The sequence below is a fragment of the Bacillus sp. JFL15 genome (genome assembly GCF_001184225.1).
GTDB classification, from domain to species: domain Bacteria; phylum Bacillota; class Bacilli; order Bacillales; family Bacillaceae; genus Bacillus; species Bacillus siamensis.
The window spans coordinates 518,907-538,557 of sequence record NZ_KQ236689.1 but is presented as its reverse complement, the minus strand read 5'-3'; the positions used below and the strand labels follow the sequence as shown (position 1 = coordinate 538,557).

Here is a 19,651-nt window from a genome sequence, read left to right as displayed (position 1 = left end):
CGATCATGTGTTCACATATAATGGAAGAAACAAGCTTTTTACTTTCCTGCTCATTCGCCGGTATGTAGATATCGAAAATCATCGTATTCGTAAGGGGGCTGGATGGCCTGAAGTCGCTTTACTAAATAAGGGCTTTAGGAAGGTGATGAAGATGCTGCATCAGGTAATTATTGCTTGTGTAATTGGAGGAATCATGGGGGTTCTCGGTCATGTGAAAAAAAGAGGCAGGCTGGAGAAACCCAGAATGACAAAGCGGTTTATCTATCTCGGTTTTTTGGAAGATGGTTTTATCGGAATGGCTGCTTCCATCTTACTTGTCTTATCCGCTGACCCCGATTCAGGAATTCAACTCGTCATCTTATCCATAATCGCAGGCTACGGCGGAGAAGCTGTTCTCAGGAGCTTTGATTTTGTCAGGGAACAAAACAGTGATTCGGCCGAAGCAAAACCACACCAGCAAAAAAATCCTCCATCAAAATAATATCCCCGCTCATGACCCGTTCTGGGTACATTCCCATTGTATACAAACCTGCTTGCACTTATGAACAGAATTCTATAAAATACAGGTAAGATTACGGTAGCGATAAGAACAGTGAAGAGGAGCAGTAAGAAGCAGATTTTGCAGTCAGAGAGTTGACGGCCGGTGCAAGTCAATCAAGTCTGTTTCCGAACTCGCCTCAGAGTTGCAGCGGCAAAACCGCTGACGCATAACTGCGTTAAAAGTATCAAGTGAGTGCGGCTTAAAACCGCGCTAACGAGGGTGGTACCGCGGGAAACAAAAATCTCTCGTCCCTTTTTGGGATGAGGGAGTTTTTTTTAGTTTTAGAATAATCTGAATATCATCTTCCTTATCCCGTCAATACTTGGACTACATACGCCGTATTCAATCAGAAGGAGGTTTTTGCGTTGAGTTTTCAGCACGAAAAAATAGAAAAGAAATGGCAGAATTACTGGTTGGAGCATAAAACGTTCGCCGTCAGCGAAGAGAGTGACAAGCCGAAGTTTTACGCGCTTGACATGTTCCCGTATCCTTCAGGAGCCGGCCTTCATGTCGGGCATCCGGAAGGCTATACGGCAACCGATATTCTTTCACGCATGAGACGCATGCAAGGGTACAACGTGCTTCATCCGATGGGATGGGACGCGTTCGGGCTTCCCGCCGAGCAATACGCGCTTGACACGGGGAATGATCCGGCTGAGTTTACGAAACACAATATCGATAATTTCCGCCGCCAGATCCAATCGCTCGGTTTTTCATATGATTGGGACCGTGAAATCAATACGACTGATCCTGACTACTACAAGTGGACGCAGTGGATCTTCACCAAGCTGTATGAAAAAGGTCTCGCTTATGTAGACGAAGTGCCGGTTAACTGGTGCCCGGCACTCGGAACGGTGCTTGCGAACGAAGAAGTCATTGACGGTAAAAGCGAGCGGGGCGGCCATCCGGTTGAACGCCGCCCGATGAGACAATGGATGCTGAAAATCACTGCTTATGCGGACAGGCTTCTTGAAGATTTAGAAGAGCTTGACTGGCCTGAAAGCATTAAAGACATGCAGCGCAACTGGATCGGACGCTCAGAAGGCGCAAACGTCCATTTCGCGATCGACGGCACTGACGACACATTCACGGTGTTTACGACAAGACCGGACACGCTGTTCGGCGCGGCTTATGCCGTGCTGGCTCCAGAGCATGAGCTTGTGGAGGCCATCACGACGGCTGAACAAAAAGAAGCGGTAGACGCTTATATTAAAGAAGTTCAGGCGAAAAGTGACCTGGAACGGACGGATCTTGCGAAAACAAAAACGGGCGTCTTCACGGGCGCATATGCGGTAAACCCGGCAAACGGGGAAAAGCTGCCGATCTGGATAGCTGATTATGTCCTCGCCTCTTATGGAACGGGCGCTGTAATGGCCGTGCCGGCGCATGATGAACGCGATTTTGAATTCGCCAAAGTGTTCAGCCTGCCTGTCAAAGAAGTCGTAAAAGGCGGAAACACGGAAGAGGAAGCGTATACGGGAGACGGAGAACATATCAATTCCGGCTTTCTGAACGGACTGAATAAAGCGGAAGCGATTGAAAAAATGATCGCCTGGCTTGAAGAAACGAAAAACGGTGAGAAAAAAGTGACATACCGTCTGCGTGATTGGCTGTTCAGCCGCCAGCGCTATTGGGGCGAGCCGATTCCGGTCATTCATTGGGAAGACGGCACTTCAACAGCCGTTCCGGCAGAAGAGCTGCCGCTGATTCTGCCGAAAACCGATGAGATCAAACCGAGCGGAACAGGTGAATCACCGCTTGCCAACATTAAAGAGTGGGTAGAGGTCACTGATCCTGAAACGGGCAGAAAAGGCAGAAGAGAAACGAACACGATGCCGCAATGGGCAGGAAGCTGCTGGTATTTCCTTCGCTTTATCGACCCGAAAAATCCGGATCAGCTCGCTTCACCTGAGAAACTGGATAAATGGCTGCCTGTCGATATTTACATCGGAGGAGCGGAGCATGCCGTGCTTCACCTTCTGTACGCGCGTTTCTGGCATAAATTCCTCTATGATATCGGTGTCGTACCGACGAAAGAACCGTTCCAAAAGCTGTATAACCAAGGAATGATTCTCGGGGAAAATAATGAAAAAATGAGTAAATCCCGCGGAAACGTCGTTAATCCGGATGAAATTGTGGCGTCTCACGGAGCAGATACGCTCCGCCTGTACGAAATGTTTATGGGGCCTCTTGACGCCTCTATCGCCTGGTCTGAATCAGGTCTTGACGGAGCGCGCCGCTTCCTTGACCGTGTATGGCGTTTGTTTATCGAGGAAAACGGCGAGCTGACGGGCAAAGTGACAGAAGGCGCGGGCGAAACTCTTGAGCGCGTCTATCATGAAACGGTTATGAAAGTGACAGAAAACTACGAAGCTCTTCGCTTTAATACGGGCATCTCTCAGCTGATGGTCTTCATTAATGAAGCCTACAAAGCGAATGAACTGCCGAGAGAATATGTCGAAGGCTTTGTGAAGCTGCTTTCTCCTGTTGCGCCGCATTTGGCGGAAGAACTGTGGGAAAAACTCGGCCACGAAGGTTCGATTGCATACGAAGCCTGGCCTGCTTATGACGAATCAAAACTGGTGGATGATGAAGTGGAAATCGTCGTCCAGCTGAACGGAAAAGTAAAAGCGAAATTAATGGTTCCCGCTGATGCTGATAAAGCAGCATTAGAACAGCTCGCACAAGCTGACGAAAAAGTAAAAGAGCAGCTTGAAGGAAAAACGATCCGAAAAATCATTGCCGTACCGGGCAAGCTTGTCAATATCGTCGCAAACTGACCGGACGAATCCCCTCTCCTACAGAGAGGGGATTTTTTATCAGGCCTCTATCATAGAAATCGCACCGCGGGCTTTGGTATACTTACACCATAAAGATGAATGGGAGTGTCACATATTGAAAATAAATGAAATCAGCACAGCCGCACTTGAAGAAAAATTAAAAGCGGGAGAAGAGCTGTATCTGATTGATGTCAGAGAAGATGAAGAAGTCGCCGAAGGAATGATTCCGCAGGCTGTTCATATCCGCATGGGGGACATCCCAGAAAAGATGGATGCGTTTGACAAGGACAAGGAATATGTATTTATCTGCCGTTCCGGAAAAAGAAGCATGAACGTTTGTATGTATTTACATGAGCAGGGCTTCCGTACGGTTAATGTTGAAGGCGGAATGCTGGAATGGGAAGGCGAAACAAAGCCGAAGAAATAACGTTGTGAAGTGAAAGAAGAAAAGGGATGCACGTCTTTTCTTCTTTTTTTATAGAAAAAAACGGGAGGCGATCAGGTGAAACCGGTCATACGCGCTATGAAAGCAAGTGATATCAAACAGGTCCGGCAAATCGCGGAACGAAGCTGGCATCATACGTATGAAGGGATTATCCCCAGACACATTCAGGATCAGTTTCTCGAATCCGCCTATCAGGATGAGATGATGGAACGCCGGCTTCGTCATTCACTGTTCCTTGTGGCAGAAGAAAAAGAGGGAAAACATCTCGGTTTTGCAAATGCCACCTCGGTTCAAAAAGACGGGAAAGCGGAGCTCGCTGCTATTTATATTGATCCGGATTGTCAGGGAAGCGGGATAGGCACGGCACTTCTTAAAGAATGCATCAGACAGTCCGGCGGGATAAAAGAGCTTTATGTCCATGCAGAAAAAGAGAACCGCCCCGCCTTGTCCTTTTATCAGGCTAAAGGATTTCAATGGGTATGTGAATTTGAAGAAGACTTTAAAGGACACACTTTACAGACGGTCAAACTGGTGCTGAACATATAAAGCGTCCGGCCCCCTCAAGGGCCGGATCGCGTAGATCAATGATAAGCCGGAAGCCAGTCTTTGTGCGCTTCAAATAAGTCATCGCACAAAGATATGATGTCATTCATGGAAAGCTCGGCGCTCGTATGCGGATCAAGCATCGCCGCCTGATAGACGGCTTCCTTTTTTAAAGTGACGGCCGCTTCAATGGTTAAAAGCTGTGTGTTGATGTTCGTTCTGTTGAGCGCCGCGAGCTGTTCCGGAAGTTCGCCTGAATAGCACGGCATAATTTGATTTTTGACGGCGGCGCACGGCACTTCTACGATCGCTTTCGCCGGCAGATTCGGTATCAGCCCCGTATTCAGCACATTGCCGCCGAACATAAACGGATGCCCCGTCTCCATCGCTTCTATAATTCTCGAACCGTATTCTTTCGAGCGTTCATGCGTCAGGTTTTGATTGTTGATGATGCCGTCTCTCATCGTTTCCCAATTTTTGATTTGTTCTGTGCATCTCCTCGGATATTCATCAAGCGGAATTTGGAGTTCATCTATCAGCTCCGGATATCGGCTTTTTATAAAATACGGGTGATATTCGGCATTATGCTCAGATGATTCCGTGACGTAGCAGCCGAACTTATCCATCAGTTCAAATCGAACCATGTCTTTATGTTTTGTCTTTTGTTTTTCGCGGGCACGTCTTTTAATTTCCGGATATAGATCAATTCCGTCTTTTTTGATCTCCAAGAGCCAAGCCATGTGGTTGATGCCGGCAATGCGTTCTTCCGTACCTTCGTGATCCATGCCGAGTGAGTCAAACAGATCTTTCGTACAGACCTGCACGCTGTGGCACAGGCCGACCGTTTGCACATTTGTATGTCTGAGCATCGCGCCGGTCAGAGAAGCCATCGGATTTGTATAGTTTAACAGCCATGCATCCGGACAGACTTCCTCCATGTCTTTTGCGATATCAAATAAAACGGGGATGGTGCGGAGGGAGCGGAAAATGCCGCCTATTCCGACAGTATCGGCGATCGTTTGGCGGAGGCCGTACCGCTTCGGAATGTCAAAGTCGATGACCGTCGCGGGTTTATAGCCGCCGACCTGAATGGCGTTTATCACATAGCCGGCGTGTTTAAGCGCCTGTTTTCGATCATCATAAGAGATGATAGAAACGCTTGTATTATATCGGTCTCTCATATTTTCAAGCATGAGCTGGGATTCTTTCAGCCGCACAGCATCAATATCGTAAAGCGCGAATTCAAATCCGTTTAAAGCTTCAGTCAGTAAACAGTCTCCCAGCACATTTTTTGCGAAAATCGTGCTTCCGGCTCCGATAAACGTAATTTTCTTCAACAGAAATTCCTCCCTTTTCTTTTCAGCCTTTAACCGCCCCGGAGGACAGCCCTGAGATAAAATATTTTTGAAGCGCCAAAAACAAAACGACCATCGGCAGCATCGCCATAATCGCGGCTGCAGCGACTAAGTGGAGATTGTTCGCATTTTCGCCGAAAAATCCCGCCATAGCCACGGTCAATGTCTGCACCTTTTGATCTTGTAAAAAGAAAATCGCAAATTGGTAATCATTCCAGATAAACACGCAGGAAATGATGCAGACTGTTGCGGTAATCGGTTTCAACAAGGGAAACACGATCGTATAGAAAGTCCTGATCAATCCCGCGCCGTCCATCCGGGCCGCTTCCTCAAGCTCTTTCGGAATGGAAGAGCGGATAAACCCTGAATATAAGAAAACGGTCAGCGGCATATATGCAGCCGTATTAATGAGAATGGCTGCGGCATGCGTATTGATCAGCCCCGCATCAGCGACCATCTTGTATAAAGGAACCATGGAAGTCAAAGGCGGGATAATCATAATTGAAATCAAAAGGCCGAAGACGATTTTATTCAGCTTCGTATTTCTTCTTGCAAGCGGATATGCGGCAAGCGAACCCATGAAAATTAACAAAGCGGCGGAAACGGCCGTAATGATGATCGTGTTCAGAAAGGATTGCCCGAGAGAGGCCCGCTCCCATGCTTCACGAAAATTCTGAAAAGAAAAAGCGGAAGGCAGCGACCATTTTGAACTGTAGTCTCCTTTTGCTTTTAAGGACGTGGTCAGCAGAATGTAAAAGGGGACAATATGAACGCATGAGATGACGGCAGCCAATAGGGTAAAGATCCGCATTCGGGCTGTTTTCATGACGTTTCCGTCTCCTTTCGCTTGAAATACACGAGAGCCGTAAAGCTGATGACGAGAATAATGATGGACATAAACACACCTTGGGCGGCGGCATATCCCGCATCCTGCCGTTTAAAATATAAATCATACATAAACGTCGACATTGATTGAGAAGAATTGCCCGGCCCGCCTGCGGTCAGCGCGAAAATGACATCAAACAGTTTCAGCCCCCCGATGATATTGATGATCATGTTGATGGTGACAGCCGGCATCAGTAAAGGCAGGGTAATGGTGAAAAACGGCTGAAGACCGCCCGCGCCATCCATTTTTGCCGCTTCGTAATAATCTTTCGGAATACTTTGCAGCCCTGCCAAATACACAATCATCGCAATGCCTGCGTATTGATAGGTGTTAATCATGACGATAATCCAAGGGTTCGCCGACGGACTTGCCAGGGCATTGACAGAACCGGCTCCCAGCGCGCCAAGCACATCATTCAGCGCACCTCCGTCATATGAGAAAATAAAATACCAAATGTATCCCATAATCAGCGGACTGATAATGACGGGCAGGTAGACGATCGTTCTTGTGATCGCCTTCATTTTTAAGCTCTGATTCAAAAGCAAAGCATATAAAAGTCCGAGCATATTCTGAAAAAAAGTGCTTCCGAGTCCGTAAAGCAAAGTGTTTTTCACAACGAGCCACGTGTCCGGGTCTGTAAAAAGCCTTTTATATTGAGTGATACCCACCCACTGATACGTCTGCGAAAAACCGTTCCAGTTTGTAAATGTGATAAAAGCGCCTTTGACAAACGGAAAAATCATAAAAATAAAAACCGTGGCAAGAGCAGGAACGTACATCCACCATAGTGACGCGGGTTTTACAGGTTTCTTATTTTGATATCCGGCAGTTTCTCTTGCAAGATTACTCATTCTTTTTCAGCTCCTTGTGAATCAGACTGAAGACGGAGCCGTTTATATTCTCTGCCGAGTTTCGCCGAAATTTCAGCAGGAGTTAAAATATCAGCCATCAGCTCCTGTCCGGCTGTTCCCATCACATCCCACATTCCGTTCGGCAAATAAAGCCGGTCGAAATAAGGCTGCACCTTAATATGCTGATAGCGCTTATAGTCATTTGCATAGAAAATGTCCGTTTGCACATTCACTAATCCGGCCGGGAGCGAGGTCGCTTCGGCAATTGATTTTGCGTTTTCGGGACGGGCCATAAATGCGATAAACTGTTTCGCTTCTTCAAGCCGCGGGGAATCCTTGGATGCCGCAAGCGTATAACGTTCGCCCCCGATCCATACCGGTGCGTCTCCCTTGTGGATAGCCGGGGTCGGTATGATGCCGACTTTTACCTTCGGATTGATTTGCGCGACGTCTTGGCCGAGGGTGCCCCCCTGCAGCGTAAAGGCGATTTTGTTTTGCGCCATCAGTTCGATGAGCTGGGACCGTTTTGCTGTCACGGCATCTATATTAAGCAGGTTTTCCTTTTGCATCTCTTTCAGTTTGTCAGATAAATAGGTGAAGTGTGTCCAGCGGAAGCTTCCGTTTAACAGCTGTTTTTTGTAACGGTGAGCGGGATCTGTGATGAGAAGCGGTGCGGCGAATTGATCGTAATATTGGGCAAATGAACTTTTTTCATAACCGGCAAACCAGAAGGGGGTGACTGTTCCGCCGCTTTTTTCTTTAATCTGTCTCAGTGCCTTCATCAAATCATTCATCGTTTCCGGCGGTTTAATGCCGTACTTTTCCAACAACGTGCGGTTGTAGGCCAGTCCGTCCTTTGCCTGATTCAGAGGGAAGGCGTATATTTTGCCTTTGGTGTCCTTAAGCATGCTGTTTAAATTCGGATCGAGCCGCTTCGTCCAAGACATCCCGCTGAGATCGGCTGTATATTCTCCGTAGCGGAGTTTGGCCCAGCCGTGCGTGTCGAAAAGATCAGGCATGTCATCGGCCGCCATTCGGACCCTCATCATATTTTCGTAGTCATTGCCTGGGAAATGAACGTTTACTTGAATGTCCGGATGTTCTTTTTGGAATGCATCAGCCAATTTTCTGAATACCGCGCGTTCGCTGTCTGAGGAAATGGTCGAATAGACTGTCAAGGTTTTCTGCTTTTCTCCTGAGCTGCTCTCTTTTGCCGAGCAGCCGGTAAGTATCATACAAGTAAAAGAAAGAAACAAAACCAGTAAGCGTTTCATCTTTTCCTCCTTTAAATATGATATAAACGCTGCGGGAAACGTCACCTCCTTTCTTGTGAACCGCAGCTTTGTCTGACAATCAGTGAAGTGGGAAGCGTCACGGCCAGCGGGACGGTTCTGCCATTTAAACGGTCGAGAAGCAGTTTGACGCCCGTCCGGCCCATCTCTTCCGTGTATACTTTTACCGTTGATAACGGCGTGCTGGCGTATTCTGCTTCATCAATGCCATTGAAGCTGACAATCGCTGTATCACGCGGGACTTGAAGGCCGGCCTCCTGCAAGGCTTTTAAAGCGCCGACGGCCATTGAATCACTTGCGATAAAGAAAGCGTCAGGCAGACTCCCGCCTTTGATGGCTTCCTTCATCAGCCGGAAACCTTCGTGCATGCTGTATTCGCCTACGAGCACATGCTCCGGCTCGGCGCCGGCCATTTGTAAAAAAGCGGTCAGACGCTTATCTTCAATCGTTTGATTGCTGTTTATACCGTTTATGACGGTATGCTCCCGCTCACGGCCGCCAATATAGCCAAGCCGCTGATAGCCGAGTGACAGCAGATGTTCTATCGCCTTTTGCGCTGCGGCATAAAAATCCACGCTGACGGAGTCGTAGCGGGCGGGATCGGGTGTGCCGTTGATAAATACCGCATGCTTGAAAGCGGCGCAGATATTCGTAAGCGCCTCGTCTTGGAGGCTGCCGATTACGATCACACCGTCCAAATCGTGAAATAATTGCTCTTGGAAAGAACCGAGATGGATAGAAGAAGTGATAAAGATTTTTTGATGAAAACATTCTTCTTCAATGCCTTTTCTGATCGCTGAGAAATAAGGATCCTGCCGTTCTTCCTCCGGTGACAGGCAGCTGACAACGCCGATCAGAGGCGCTGAATCGCTGCGGCTGCGGTTCTTTCGTTTTTTTGCCGCCGGCTGATAGCCCAGCTCATCGGCGATCCGCAGGACTTTTTCTCTTGTTTCTTCAGTCACGGCCAAAGAGTCATCTCTGTTCAAAATTCTTGATACTGTCGCACTGGATACAGATGCTTGTAAGGCAATATCTTTGAGGCGGACCATTTTGCACCTCCTTTTTACTAAAAATTTACTAAATAGAAACGAACTGGTTATGATTAAAATGATATTATCACATGTCAGTAAGCGTTTTCAATAACGATTTTCGGTTATTTTTAGTAAAGATCAGTAAAAAAGAAAAACTTGTTTATTCTCTATCATAATTCATTTCTACCGGAATAAATTGATAGGGAAAGGAGAGGATGACGTGCTGAAGATAGCTGTGTTTGATGAGGAGCATGAAAAGGATTTGCAGACTGAAGTCAATTCATTTTTAAAGGGGATTTCTGAAGAACAGCTCGTTGATATCAAATATACGGTAGCGGCAGCCTGTGATCCGGAAGGGGAGCAGCTTTATTGTTTTTCCGCTCTCATTTTATATCGGAAATAAAGAAGCCCGGACGAATGGCCGGGCTTCACTGTGCATTATGCTTTTTTGACGCGGGGACTTCTCGGCTTTTGGTATTTCTCCGCTTGTTTGATTCCTTTTCTTTCACTCGCTAATGACTTGTACAGAGACACGATCATCAGAAGGATTACGACTGAAAACGGAACCGCAGCGAGAATGGCCGTGTTTTGCAGTGCGGCAAGGCCGCCGGAATATAATAAAACCGCTGCCACGGCAGACTGGATAATGCCCCATGTGACTTTCACCCGGTTTGAAGGGTCCAACGAGCCGTATGTCGTCTGCATTCCAAGCACAAATGTCGCTGAATCGGCTGATGTAATAAAAAATACAGCGATCAGAACAAGCGTCAACACGGATGTCACCATTGTGAGCGGATAGTGGCTGAGAGCGCCGAACAGCATCGTATCCGTCGACAATCCGGCGACATTGAAGACGCCTTTCTGCTGAAGATCCATTGCAGATACGCCGAAAATCGCAAACCATAAAAAGGCCAATATACAAGGTGTCACTAACACACCGATTAAAAATTCCCGGATGGTCCGGCCCCTTGATACACGGGCGATAAAAATGCCGACAAACGGAGACCAGGAAATCCACCAGGCCCAATAGAAAATAGTCCAGCTGTTAATCCATTCGCGTTTTTGGGGATCATTCGGTGACAAGCGGAAGCTCATCTGCACGATATTTTGGATGTACTGGCCGATAGAATCGGTAAATGAGTTCATAATCAGCACCGTCGGGCCTACAATAAGCATGAAAAGCATTAATATACCCGCGAGCACCATGTTGGTATTGCTTAAGTATTTAATTCCCTTGCCGATTCCGCTCCACGCAGAAATTAAGAAAAGCACGGTCACGACAACGATCAAGATCAGCTGAATGGAAAATGTCTTCGGAATGCCGAATAAATAATGCAGACCGCCGTTGATCTGAGTCGCGCCGAGCCCCAAGCTTGTCGCCACACCGACAACCGTTGCAAATACGGCGATACAGTCAATCGTCTTGCCGATCGGACCGTTCACTTTATCGCCTAAAATCGGTGTCAGTGTGCTGCTGATCAAACCGGGGGCATCTTTTCTGAATTGAAAATATGCGATACATAAAGCGACGACGGCGTATATGGCCCAAGCGTGCAGCCCCCAATGGAAAAACGTATACCGGAGCGCATCACGAAAAGCTTGGGGCGTTTCTGTTTCACCTGAGGGAGAGCTGATCGCGTAATGGCTGATCGGTTCCGCAGCCCCGTAAAATACAAGGCCGATTCCCATGCCTGCGCTGAATAGCATGGCAAACCATGATAATAAGCCGAATTCCGGTTTTTCCCCGGGTTTTCCAAGTTTTATTTTGCCGATCGGACTCACGGTGAGAAAGAGACAGAAACCGACAAATATTGAAACGGCCAGCAGATAATACCAGCCGAAAGAATCCGTAACAAAACGTTGTGCCGTATCTGTCACTTGCTGCAGGCTGTCAGGTGAAATAACTCCCCATAAAACCGCAGCGGCTGTGATAACGATCACAATCCAAAAAACACTGGAGATATTCTTTTTCTTCAAACGTTCTCACCCTCTGACTATTTTTTCAATACGCCATTTGCTTTAGTATGATCGTACGATTGCAGATCATCCCTTTGTTCCTATTCCCTCAATCAGGTGAAACAAAACGCAGAAAACTCTATCATGTTTTTGGTCAATCTTCAACGGGGACGCTCACGGTAATGTACTTAAAACTTTTTACAGCGAGTGTGAGTAACGTCCTGCATTCAAGCCGGCGAGACGGCCCGTAACAAGAGCTGACGTGATATTATAGCCTCCGGTGTAGCCGTGAATGTCAAGGATTTCCCCGCAAAAATATAGGCCCTCCATTTTTTTAGACGCCATTTGTTTCGGTTCAATCTCTTTTACAGAAACACCGCCGCCCGTGACAAACGCTTTGTCCAAAGAAAGCGTTCCGTTTGCTGACACCGTAAATTGTTTGCAGTCTTTGACAAACGCCCTGAATTGATCCTTCGGCAGCTCCGTAAAGCTGATCTGAGGATCAAGGCCGTTCCGCTCCAGAAGGAAAAGCAGGTACCGTTCCTGCATCCATGGTCTGAGCGCGTTTTTGAGCGCTTTTTTCGGCGCGTCTTTCAGCTCCTTGTGCATCCGCTGAAATAACTCTTCCTCGATGATGCCGGGAAACAGATCGATGCGGAGCTTGACCTCGGGCTGCTTTTTCAGTTCTTTGACGACAAACTGGCTGCAGCGGAGAATGGCCGGGCCTGACAAGCCGAAATGGGTAAACAGCATGTCCATCACATGTGTGACGACAGGTTTGCCTTTTTTATTCAGGACGCTGACGGCCGTGTTTCTAAGAGACAGCCCCTGAAGGGTTTTTTGCTTAATAAACGGCTCTGACGATGTAACCGGCACTTCTGTCGGAAAGAGTTCAGTCACGGTGTGCCCGGCCGCTTCCGCCCATGCATAGCCGTCTCCGGTGCTGCCGGTATGGGGGACTGATTTTCCGCCGACCGCGATAATGACGGCGCGTGCGTTAATGTGTTCGTCATTGTTTGTCGTAATGCCCGCTGTTCTGCCATTCTCGTACCGCACTTCTTTGATTTTTTCATTTGTGCGGATGGTGACATTCAGTTCTTTTAAACGGTTCAAAAGCGCATCGACAACGCTTTGTGCTTTGTCCGTCACCGGGAACATGCGCCCGTGGTCTTCTTCTTTCAGCTGAATGCCGAGGTTTTCAAAAAAGGCGATAATATCTTCATTATTAAATTCGGAAAATGCGCTGTATAAAAAGCGGCCGTTGCCGGGAATGTGTTTGATAATCTCTTCAACAGGGAGGCGATTGGTCACGTTGCAGCGCCCGCCGCCGGAAATCGCCAGCTTCCGTCCCAGCTTGTTTCCTTTATCAATTAATAGAACATCTGCCCCTTCTTCACCTGCGGCAATGGCAGCCATTAAACCGGACGGGCCGCCGCCGATCACAATCACGTCATAATGTTTCATATTTCATCAACAACTTTCTTTTTCGCGTATAATAGGCGGAAATGTCCGCTTCCTGCTATTATAGCGAAAGAAAGGGATTCCATAAACGTGTTTTGTGTTTTTAAAGCTTCCCAAAAAGTTTCCCGCTGTAATTATTACCGTCTATTTGCCCAATTGTGTTAAAATAGAAAAGTTGAATCTTCGTAGAAAATGGTGATGAGGAAACATGTCAAGCAAATTGTTAAGGGGCACGTTCGTGCTGACGCTCGGCACCTATATATCGCGGATTTTAGGGATGATTTATCTGATCCCGTTCGGAGCGATGGTCGGAGCGACGGGCGGAGCTTTGTTTCAATACGGATATAATCAATATACACTGTTTTTAAACATTGCCACGATGGGATTTCCCGCCGCGGTTTCAAAGTTTGTCTCGAAATATAATTCCAAAGGAGACTATGAGACGAGCAGGCGGATGCTGAGAGCGGGAATGTCGGTTATGCTCGTTACCGGGATGATCGCTTTTTCGATTCTTTATATTTCGGCGCCGTTTTTTGCGGAAACATCTCTCGGCGGCGCAAGTAACAACGGGCTTACGATTGACCACGTCGTTTATGTCATCCGGATGGTCAGTCTGGCACTTTTGGTTGTGCCGATTATGAGTCTTGTACGCGGTTTTTTCCAAGGCCACCAGATGATGGGGCCGACAGCCGTTTCTCAGGTTGTGGAGCAGCTTGCCCGGATCATCTTCTTATTGGGAGCAACATATTTGATTTTAAGAGTGATTAACGGCGGCCTTGTCATCGCAGTCGGATATGCGACTTTCGCAGCGCTGATCGGATCATTCGGAGGGCTTGTCGTCCTTTATATTTATTGGAATAAGCGGAAGGGCGATCTTCTGGCGATGAAGCCGAACCTCGTCCCGTCAGCGAACTTAAGCTATAAAAAAATGTTTATTGAGCTTTTCAGCTATGCCGCTCCTTACGTTTTTGTCGGACTGGCGATTCCTTTGTATTCTTATATCGATACGAATACGTTTAATAAAGCGATGATTGCGGCGGGCCATAAGGACATCAGCCAGGACATGCTGGCGATTGTTACCCTCTATGTGCCGAAGCTTGTCATGATTCCGGTTTCTCTTGCGACCGCTTTCGGTCTGACGCTGATCCCGACGATAACCGAATCATTTACGAGCAGGAATTATAAGCTTTTGAACCAGCAGATTAACCAGACGATGCAGATCATTCTGTTTCTGGTTATCCCCGCCGTTGTCGGGATGTCGGTGTTATCAGGGCCGGCCTATACGTTCTTCTACGGTTCTGAAAGCCTTCGTCCGGATATCGGACAGGATATTTTGTTCTGGTACGCGCCTGTCGCGATTTTGTTTTCTCTGTTTACAGTAAACGCCGCGATCCTGCAAGGGATTAATAAGCAGAAATTTGCGGTCGTGAGCCTTTTCATCGGCGTCATTATAAAAGTGGTGCTGAACGTGCCGCTGATCAAACTGTTTCAGGGAGACGGCGCCATATTGGCAACGGCGCTCGGTTATATCGCTTCTCTTCTGTACGGTTTTATTATGATTAAGCGCCATGCGGGCTATTCGTATACCGTGCTTATGAAGCGGGTCATTTTAATTGCGGTCTTATCCGTTGTGATGGGAGTCGCGGTCAAGCTGACTCAATGGCTGCTCGGTTTCTTCGTAACGTACCAAAGCGGCCAGCTGCATGCGGCAATTGTCGTCTTTGTCTGTGCTGCTGTCGGCGGTGCGGTGTACATGTTTGCCGCGTACCGAATCGGATTTTTGCAGAAAATGTTTGGAAACCGTCTGCCGCGGGTTTTAAGAAGAGGCAGGCATTCCGCCCATTGAGGAATAATGAACAGTCCGCTTATTGCGGGCTTTTCTTTTTAAAGGAGAGGATCAGGATGAGACTTGATAAGCTGCTTTCAAACAGCGGATTCGGCTCAAGAAAAGATGTGAAAAAAATCGTCAAGGCAGGGGCTGTCATGATTGACGGAGAGCCGGCGAAAGATGTGAAAACCCATGTCGATCCCGATAAACAGGACATCACGGTATACGGAGAGCCGGCAGACTACCGGGAATTTATTTATGTCATGATGAATAAGCCGCAAGGAGTGCTGTCAGCTACAGAAGACAGCCGCCAGCAAACGGTGGTTGATCTGCTGACGCCAGAAGAACAGAGATTCGAACCGTTTCCGGCGGGGCGTCTTGATAAGGATACCGAAGGATTTCTGCTTCTGACCAATGACGGGCAGCTCGCTCATCGTCTGCTTTCTCCGAAAAAGCACGTGCCTAAAACATACGAGGTCCGGTTAACCTCACCTCTGTCACCGGAAGACATCATCAATCTGGAAAAAGGCGTCGTCATTGAAGGGGGCTATAAGACGAAGCCGGCAGCCGTTGAAACCATCACTCAAAGCCCTGATGAAACGGTCATTCATTTGACGATTACAGAAGGCAAGTATCATCAGGTGAAGCTGATGGCAAAGGCTGTCGGAAATGAAGTGGCTTATTTAAAACGGCTTTCGATGGGGGCTGTTTCTCTTGATCCGGAGCTTAAGCCGGGAGAATTTCGCGAGCTGACTGAAGAAGAGCTTGCAGCGCTGAAAGATACTGAAGTGTAATCGATATCAGAAAAGCCCAAAACAGATTTGTTTTGGGCTTTTTATATAGAGGAACAAAAAACAACAAGGCAAAGACGCTGCTTTGCCTTGCAGCATGTCAGGCCGAAAAAGGCCTTATGTAATTGTTCGCTTAAGATGTAATTTTTACTTTTTTTCGTGTTGTCTCCCACTTGCCTCGGCTAGGACTATGAACAAGATCATTGTATGCTAACACATTTAAGTCTCGCTGAATGGTTCTAGGTGTAATGCCGAATTCATCAACCAGTTCCTGTGTTGTCACAAGACCTTTTTCCTGGATGAACATGTAAACTGATTTAATCCGAGTCAGCATACGATTTGTTGAAGGTTTCAAAAAACCACTCCCTATCATAAGATCGGATGGACTTGATATACCACAACTTTCGACTCTAAAACTTCGTACGAATAAGCAACAAAGGCAGACATTCTGTTTTTTCTCTTTTAACTGCCTCCATTATACACGATATGGCGGACATGAATCTAGGAATAAGCGCAGATAATTTTTACCAATTGAGCGCCGCCTTGGTGCATTACTATGCCCGGCCCGCTTTTATTATTATGGAAACTGAAACTTTTTTTATACGTGTCCGTATGAAAACGGGGGAGGGAGAAAGCTTGGGAGACTTATTGAATGTAAACATCGTCTGCGCCGGTTATGCTGACAGGCCGAAGGTGATCTCAAATGTATCTCTGTCGGTCAGCGCGGGGGAAATTGCCGGGTTAATCGGGGCAAACGGGGCGGGGAAAAGTACGGTGATTAAGGCGATTCTCGGGCTGTGCAGGGATATAGAAGGCGGTATTGAATGGAATGATTCATCCTATGCTTACATACCGGAGCGTCCGAGTTTTTATGAAGAACTGACGCTTTGGGAGCATCTTGAACTCACAGGGTCATTGCGGGGGATAGAAGCCGGAGAGTGCCGTGAGCGGGCCGGGCGGCTGCTTGATGAATTTTCATTGACAGCGGTAAAACATGAATTGCCTTCCGGTTTTTCAAAAGGGATGCAGCAAAAATTGATGCTCATACAGGCGTTTTTGGCGAAGCCGGATATTTACATCATTGATGAGCCGTTTATCGGACTTGATCCGATCTCAACGAAGCTGTTTACCGACATGCTGATTGCTGAGAAGGAAAGGGGCGCGGGTATTCTAATGTGCACCCATGTTCTGGATACCGCCGAAAAAATCTGCGACCGGTTTTATTTGCTGGATCAGGGCGCTCTGCTTCTTCAAGGCACGTTAGCGGAGCTTCAAGAAAAAACGGGGAGCCGTTCATTGTTAGATTGCTTTTATTCAGCGGTTCGGAGCAGTCAGCGATGACCGGGCGGGCTTTGTTTTTTCAAAGGATGTTTCATTTCTGGCGGTATCAATGGAAGGTGTTTCAGACGGTCATTGATTGGACGGTCGCGCTATATATCGTTCTTCCTGCTGCCGCATTGGCCGTTTATCAATATGCTGAATGGCTGAACGGCAGGGGGCTTCTTGATAGAGCTGCCGGAGTATTAGGCTGGGGCTGGCTGTATGTCTTCAGTGTCCTGCTGTTATGCACCGGTTTTATTCATACCTTTTTGCTAGAAGCGGATCATGTGTTTTTGGTGCATGCAAAATATCTGATGAAAAAGCTGAAACGGTACGCGCTTTTGTATTCGATGTTCCTTTCACTTATCAAATGGGGCGTGCTTGCCGTGCTGTTATTTCCCTTATGGCGCCAGTACGGTGACTGCACCTTCTCGGCATATTCAGGCATTTTTTGCTGTCTGTCCGGCTTTCATGCTGCGATATTGGCAGTGCATCGGCAAAGAAAAATCAGACGGCAGACAGTCGGACATCAGGCGGCAGGCTGGCTGAAAGCGGCGGTTCTGTTGGCGGGCGCGTGTTTCATGATCCGGTTTGCCGCCGAGTTGTACTGGCTTTGGCCGGCAGGATGTATATTGTTCATCTGCTCCGTTCTATTGACTTGGAAAGAAGCGGAGTCCTTATCAGCTTTTGAGGAAGAAGTGCTTGAGGAGAACAGGCGCAAGCTTTCATTCGCCGCCTCTGTTTTGATGCTCAGCCATGATGTACAGCTGCCGAATGTAAAAAAGAAAGGGCGGAGCAAGCCGTTTTTATATCCCGGCTCAAAGCACATCTTTACAAAACGATCGGCGTATACGGCGTGGAAAGAATTGTTTTTTAAAGTGCTGATCCGAAATGGCGGGTATCTCCGGCAGCTTTACCTTTTAACCGCGGCTTTTACGGCTCTTATTCTCGTTCTTCCGCTTTTGCTGAAGCCGGCAGCCCTCATTTTATTTACACTGGTCAGCCGATATGCTGCGTCGCTTCTCTTTGACCGGATCACGGACAAACCGGTTTTAAGCGGTATCAAAAGAGACAGTGATGACTATTTCCGGGCGAGAAACAGCGTATTAACCCTCATTCAAATCATCTGTTCCGGATGGTGCCTCATTGCTGCGGTTTTTTCCGCCCTCTATATGTGAAAAATCCCTTTCCGAAAAAGGAAAGGGATTTTTTTAATGTCCGTTCAAAATAAAAAGCTGAATAAAAAACAGCACCGCAAAGATGATGACTAAAGGATGGATTTCGCGCCATTTTTTCTTAGCGAGCTTCACAAGCGGGTATGAAATGAAGCCGAGCGCGATTCCGGTTGAAATACTGGATGTTAAAGGCATCGCCAAAATAACGAGAAAGGCCGGGAATGCTTCATCAAGCTCATTCCAGCGGATATTCGACACCGCTCCCATCATCAGGCTGCCGACAATAATCAGAGCCGGTGACGTAATGGCGGACACTTCTGATAAGACGCTGACAAGCGGACTGAAAAACATGGAAACGGCAAACATAACGGCAATCGTCAGCGCCGTCAGGCCCGTTCTTCCGCCGGCGGCCACCCCTGCTGAAGATTCAACGAACGCGGTCGTCGGGCTGGTGCCGAAAATGCTTCCGACCGTCGTAGCGGTCGAATCAGCCAAAAGCGCTCTTCTCGCATTCGGCAGCTGATTGTTTTTGATCAATCCTGCCTGTTCGGCGACACCGATCATGGTGCCGGTCGTGTCAAAAATCGTAACGAGAAGAAAAGAAAACACAACGGCGTACAGACCGTGGTGCACGACATCCCCGAGGGCTCCGAACGGATTTGTTATTAAAAGCCCCTCAGGCAGGTGCGGGAAGGACATGAACCCTTTTGTAAAATGAATCTGACCGGTCAAAAAGGCAATGACAGCGGTCAGCGCCATACCGATGAACAGAGCCCCGTTTACATTCAGCACCATCAGCACGATACTGATGATAAGCCCGATAAGCGTTAAAATGACGGCAGGTGAATGAAGATCACCGAGTGCGACTAAATTAGATTTATCAGCCGTGATGATACCGGATTGGCGCAAACCGATAAATGCGATAAATAAGCCGATGCCGGTCGTAATTCCGTATTTTAAATTGCCCGGAATGGCTTCTATTAGTTGTTTTCTTAAAGGCGTTAACGATAAAATGATAAAGATGACTCCCGCGATAAATACGGCGCTGAAAGCCGTCTGATACGAAATGCCGCTGCCTGCGCCGACAACATGAAAGGCGAGATACGCGTTTAAGCCCATGCCGGGGGCAATGGCAATCGGAAAATTCGCAGCGAGAGCCATCCATAAAGTTCCGACAATGGAAGCGATAATCGTGGCGGTGAACACCTGGTCAAACGGAATTCCCGCATTTGAAAGGATCACCGGGTTGACGACAATGATATACACCATTGTAAAGAAGGTGGTCAGTCCCGCGGTAATTTCTCTTTTTATTGTCGTTTGATGCTTGTCGAGATGAAACATAAGTACCTCCAATGACGAACATTTTTTCAAAACATCATCTATATTATTCGTTTTA

Annotated in this window: 18 protein-coding genes and 1 other annotated feature; of the genes, 9 read left to right on the top strand and 9 right to left on the bottom strand. The window is 47.6% G+C overall.

Annotated elements, in window-relative coordinates; translation table 11 throughout:
* Positions 1-145 precede the first annotated feature (145 nt).
* From AD710_RS02600 to AD710_RS02585, 4 genes are all read left to right on the top strand, one after another.
* Entirely contained in the window at positions 146-481 is a 336-nt protein-coding gene (locus AD710_RS02600; protein WP_015418038.1) for a DUF4257 domain-containing protein, read from the top strand.
* A gap of 102 nt (positions 482-583) precedes the next feature.
* Positions 584-797, top strand: a binding site (T-box leader).
* Between the two features lie 109 nt (positions 798-906).
* A complete protein-coding gene (gene leuS, locus AD710_RS02595; protein WP_045926420.1) occupies positions 907-3,321 on the top strand; it encodes a leucine--tRNA ligase in 2,415 nt (804 codons plus the stop codon).
* A gap of 115 nt (positions 3,322-3,436) precedes the next feature.
* Positions 3,437-3,748 (top strand): rhodanese-like domain-containing protein, encoded by a 312-nt coding sequence (locus AD710_RS02590; protein WP_016938514.1) that lies wholly within the window; start codon positions 3,437-3,439, stop codon positions 3,746-3,748.
* Between the two features lie 75 nt (positions 3,749-3,823).
* The gene (locus tag AD710_RS02585; protein WP_049627209.1) at positions 3,824-4,312 is read left to right on the top strand and encodes a GNAT family N-acetyltransferase; all 489 of its coding nucleotides are present in this window, start codon (positions 3,824-3,826) and stop codon (positions 4,310-4,312) included.
* A gap of 35 nt (positions 4,313-4,347) precedes the next feature.
* On the opposite strand, the gene melA is transcribed toward AD710_RS02585, so the two are convergent.
* From melA to AD710_RS02560, 5 genes are read right to left on the bottom strand one after another with little or no spacing between them, the layout of a single operon-like run.
* The gene (melA, locus tag AD710_RS02580; protein WP_045926421.1) at positions 4,348-5,646 is read right to left on the bottom strand and encodes an alpha-galactosidase MelA; all 1,299 of its coding nucleotides are present in this window, start codon (positions 5,644-5,646) and stop codon (positions 4,348-4,350) included.
* A gap of 22 nt (positions 5,647-5,668) precedes the next feature.
* Entirely contained in the window at positions 5,669-6,490 is an 822-nt protein-coding gene (locus tag AD710_RS02575; protein ID WP_007408803.1) for a carbohydrate ABC transporter permease, read from the bottom strand.
* The gene (locus AD710_RS02570; protein ID WP_049627208.1) at positions 6,487-7,401 is read right to left on the bottom strand and encodes a carbohydrate ABC transporter permease; all 915 of its coding nucleotides are present in this window, start codon (positions 7,399-7,401) and stop codon (positions 6,487-6,489) included. Before AD710_RS02570 ends, AD710_RS02575 begins: the two co-directional genes overlap by 4 nt.
* The gene (locus AD710_RS02565) at positions 7,398-8,675 is read right to left on the bottom strand and encodes an ABC transporter substrate-binding protein (protein WP_049627207.1); all 1,278 of its coding nucleotides are present in this window, start codon (positions 8,673-8,675) and stop codon (positions 7,398-7,400) included. Before AD710_RS02565 ends, AD710_RS02570 begins: the two co-directional genes overlap by 4 nt.
* Positions 8,676-8,716: 41 nt before the next feature.
* Complete coding sequence (locus AD710_RS02560; RefSeq protein WP_049627206.1) at positions 8,717-9,742, bottom strand: LacI family DNA-binding transcriptional regulator; 1,026 nt, start codon at positions 9,740-9,742, stop codon at positions 8,717-8,719.
* A 202-nt stretch (positions 9,743-9,944) separates the two neighbouring features.
* Between AD710_RS02560 and AD710_RS02555 the strand changes: the two genes are divergently transcribed.
* Positions 9,945-10,127, top strand: coding sequence for a sporulation protein Cse60 (locus AD710_RS02555; protein ID WP_013353238.1), 183 nt, complete (start codon positions 9,945-9,947; stop codon positions 10,125-10,127).
* 35 nt (positions 10,128-10,162) lie between these two features.
* Here the strand turns inward: AD710_RS02555 and opuD are convergent, their stop codons facing one another.
* Together opuD and AD710_RS02545 are read right to left on the bottom strand one after the other, a co-directional pair.
* On the bottom strand, positions 10,163-11,701 hold the full coding sequence (gene opuD / locus AD710_RS02550) for a glycine betaine transporter OpuD (protein WP_049627205.1): 1,539 nt from the start codon (positions 11,699-11,701) through the stop codon (positions 10,163-10,165).
* A 177-nt stretch (positions 11,702-11,878) separates the two neighbouring features.
* Positions 11,879-13,144, bottom strand: a complete 1,266-nt coding sequence (locus AD710_RS02545; RefSeq protein WP_049627204.1) for a BaiN/RdsA family NAD(P)/FAD-dependent oxidoreductase — start codon at positions 13,142-13,144, stop codon at positions 11,879-11,881.
* A 205-nt stretch (positions 13,145-13,349) separates the two neighbouring features.
* On the opposite strand from AD710_RS02545, the gene AD710_RS02540 reads away from it, so the two are divergent.
* A complete protein-coding gene (locus AD710_RS02540; protein WP_049627203.1) occupies positions 13,350-14,987 on the top strand; it encodes a putative polysaccharide biosynthesis protein in 1,638 nt (545 codons plus the stop codon).
* A 56-nt stretch (positions 14,988-15,043) separates the two neighbouring features.
* Positions 15,044-15,763: a pseudouridine synthase gene (locus tag AD710_RS02535; protein WP_049627202.1), complete on the top strand. Its 720-nt coding sequence runs from the start codon at positions 15,044-15,046 to the stop codon at positions 15,761-15,763.
* 130 nt (positions 15,764-15,893) lie between these two features.
* Here the strand turns inward: AD710_RS02535 and AD710_RS02530 are convergent, their stop codons facing one another.
* Entirely contained in the window at positions 15,894-16,115 is a 222-nt protein-coding gene (locus AD710_RS02530; RefSeq protein ID WP_003152337.1) for a DeoR family transcriptional regulator, read from the bottom strand.
* A gap of 281 nt (positions 16,116-16,396) precedes the next feature.
* On the opposite strand from AD710_RS02530, the gene AD710_RS02525 reads away from it, so the two are divergent.
* Complete coding sequence (locus AD710_RS02525) at positions 16,397-17,101, top strand: ABC transporter ATP-binding protein (protein ID WP_049627201.1); 705 nt, start codon at positions 16,397-16,399, stop codon at positions 17,099-17,101.
* Positions 17,098-18,258, top strand: a complete 1,161-nt coding sequence (locus AD710_RS02520) for an ABC transporter permease (protein WP_049627200.1) — start codon at positions 17,098-17,100, stop codon at positions 18,256-18,258. The genes AD710_RS02525 and AD710_RS02520 overlap by 4 nt, the downstream gene beginning before the upstream one ends.
* A gap of 33 nt (positions 18,259-18,291) precedes the next feature.
* Here the strand turns inward: AD710_RS02520 and AD710_RS02515 are convergent, their stop codons facing one another.
* Positions 18,292-19,596, bottom strand: a complete 1,305-nt coding sequence (locus tag AD710_RS02515) for an NCS2 family permease (protein WP_045926428.1) — start codon at positions 19,594-19,596, stop codon at positions 18,292-18,294.
* Between the last annotated feature and the right edge of the window lie 55 nt (positions 19,597-19,651).

What these genes read in the sequence shown, in the direction of transcription:
- AD710_RS02570 (WP_049627208.1), bottom strand. Translation starts at nt 7,401, where the DNA reads ATGAGTAATCTTGCAAGAGAAACTGCCGGATATCAAAATAAGAAACCT.
- AD710_RS02600 (WP_015418038.1), top strand. Translation starts at nt 146, where the DNA reads ATGAAGATGCTGCATCAGGTAATTATTGCTTGTGTAATTGGAGGAATC.
- AD710_RS02565 (WP_049627207.1), bottom strand. Translation starts at nt 8,675, where the DNA reads ATGAAACGCTTACTGGTTTTGTTTCTTTCTTTTACTTGTATGATACTT.
- AD710_RS02515 (WP_045926428.1), bottom strand. Translation starts at nt 19,596, where the DNA reads ATGTTTCATCTCGACAAGCATCAAACGACAATAAAAAGAGAAATTACC.
- AD710_RS02545 (WP_049627204.1), bottom strand. Translation starts at nt 13,144, where the DNA reads ATGAAACATTATGACGTGATTGTGATCGGCGGCGGCCCGTCCGGTTTA.
- AD710_RS02535 (WP_049627202.1), top strand. Translation starts at nt 15,044, where the DNA reads ATGAGACTTGATAAGCTGCTTTCAAACAGCGGATTCGGCTCAAGAAAA.
- AD710_RS02520 (WP_049627200.1), top strand. Translation starts at nt 17,098, where the DNA reads ATGACCGGGCGGGCTTTGTTTTTTCAAAGGATGTTTCATTTCTGGCGG.
- AD710_RS02575 (WP_007408803.1), bottom strand. Translation starts at nt 6,490, where the DNA reads ATGAAAACAGCCCGAATGCGGATCTTTACCCTATTGGCTGCCGTCATC.
- AD710_RS02560 (WP_049627206.1), bottom strand. Translation starts at nt 9,742, where the DNA reads ATGGTCCGCCTCAAAGATATTGCCTTACAAGCATCTGTATCCAGTGCG.
- AD710_RS02540 (WP_049627203.1), top strand. Translation starts at nt 13,350, where the DNA reads ATGTCAAGCAAATTGTTAAGGGGCACGTTCGTGCTGACGCTCGGCACC.